Origin of the sequence: Gilliamella sp. Fer4-1 (genome assembly GCF_001690515.1) — a bacterium.
GTDB classification, from domain to species: Bacteria; Pseudomonadota; Gammaproteobacteria; order Enterobacterales; family Orbaceae; genus Gilliamella; species Gilliamella apicola_C.
Genome location: NZ_LZGZ01000069.1, coordinates 1 through 1446 on the forward strand (window position 1 = coordinate 1; position 1446 = coordinate 1446).

The following is a 1446-nucleotide window of genomic DNA, read 5'->3' on the forward strand; positions in this document are numbered from 1 at the left end:
TGTGCCTGTGTGCCTGTGTGCCTGTGTGCCTGTGTGCCTGTGTGCCTGTACTAACATTATATCATTTTCCTTCCATTTTTTCAAGTTACAGCTTCCTAACAAATTAAATTTAGTTAATAAATTTAATTTGTTAGCTAATTTTATAATACCTAGACTAGGTGAATCGCTTTCATAAATAGAATATATAAGAATCGCTCAATTATAACTAAAAAGCACACAGTTAAAAAATAAAAAAAACTATTTTTTGTAAAGATTTGTAAAGTTCTACTTTTATTTATTCGTTGTTATCATTCAAAAATTAGATTGGCATAGAACTGTATAATAGCTAATCCCTAATTATCAGCCATAATTTGCATGCCATACTGTTGCCCGGTCTGCATAATCGAAAAAATTTGTTTAATTTTTCCTTCACTAATCAAATTACTAATAGCTGGCGTATTGATTAGAATTTCAAACAACGCTTTACGTCCTTGTTCGGTAGGCACTAGTTTTTGGCTTATAACAGCTCTTAAACTGTTAGCTAATTGTGTACGGATAAAATCATGTGAGTTGCTTTCAAATACATCAATCATACGATTTATGCTTTGAATAGCAGAATTTGTATGCAAAGTAGCAAAAACTAAATGACCAGTTTCAGCGACAGTTAATGCTGCTTGAATTGCGTGTTTATTGCGTAATTCACCTAATAATATAATATCAGGATCTTGCCTTAAAATACTATCAATAATGGCATGATCAAAATAAGTAAGTTCTCTTTGCTGAACTAATGAATTTTGACTTTGATAGATAAATTCAATAGGATCCTCTAGTGTAATAATGTGCTTAGACTGGGTCAAATTGATGTGCTGAATTAATGATGCAAGCGTGGTTGATTTACCACTTCCGGTCGAACCAGTAACTAATATTATACCTGTTTCGTACTTTATTAGTTTCTTAAAAACCTCTGGTGCGCCTATCTCAGATAGATCGGGAATATAGTTTTTAATTATTCGAAATACAGCCGAAATGCCTCGTTGTTGATAAAAAATATTGACTCTAAATCGACCTATTCCAGCAGCTTGATAGGCCAAATCGATTTGTCTATTTTGTTGTAATTGTTTTTTTTGCACTTCGTTTAGTAACTTTAATAATTCAATTTCCAAATTTAATGATAACAATTTTTCTTTTGATAAAAGCTGAAGTTGCCCATTAATGCGAATTCGTACAGCTTCGCCACTTGAAAGATGCAAATCTGAAGCATTTTGCGTTACACTAAGCGCTAATATCGAGTTTAACATTACAATTAACCTAATAATTATTAATTGGGAATAAAAATGAATACCATACATGACAATTTATTGGCTATTAGAAATGAAATTGAAACAATTACATCAAAATGCAAACGAGATCCCAATACAATAGAACTTATTGCAGTTAGTAAAACTAAACCAGTACAACAGATCACAG

Annotated in this window: 1 protein-coding gene; it reads right to left on the reverse strand. The window is 31.5% G+C overall.

The window, feature by feature from the left end; translation table 11 throughout:
• Positions 1-332: 332 nt before the first annotated feature.
• Positions 333-1277 (reverse strand): type IV pilus twitching motility protein PilT, encoded by a 945-nt coding sequence (locus A9G30_RS02395; protein ID WP_065582556.1) that lies wholly within the window; start codon positions 1275-1277, stop codon positions 333-335.
• Positions 1278-1446: the final 169 nt, after the last annotated feature.

Excerpts from the sequence above, each read along its gene's own strand:
- A9G30_RS02395 (WP_065582556.1), bottom strand. The coding sequence starts at position 1,277 with ATGTTAAACTCGATATTAGCGCTTAGTGTAACGCAAAATGCTTCAGAT.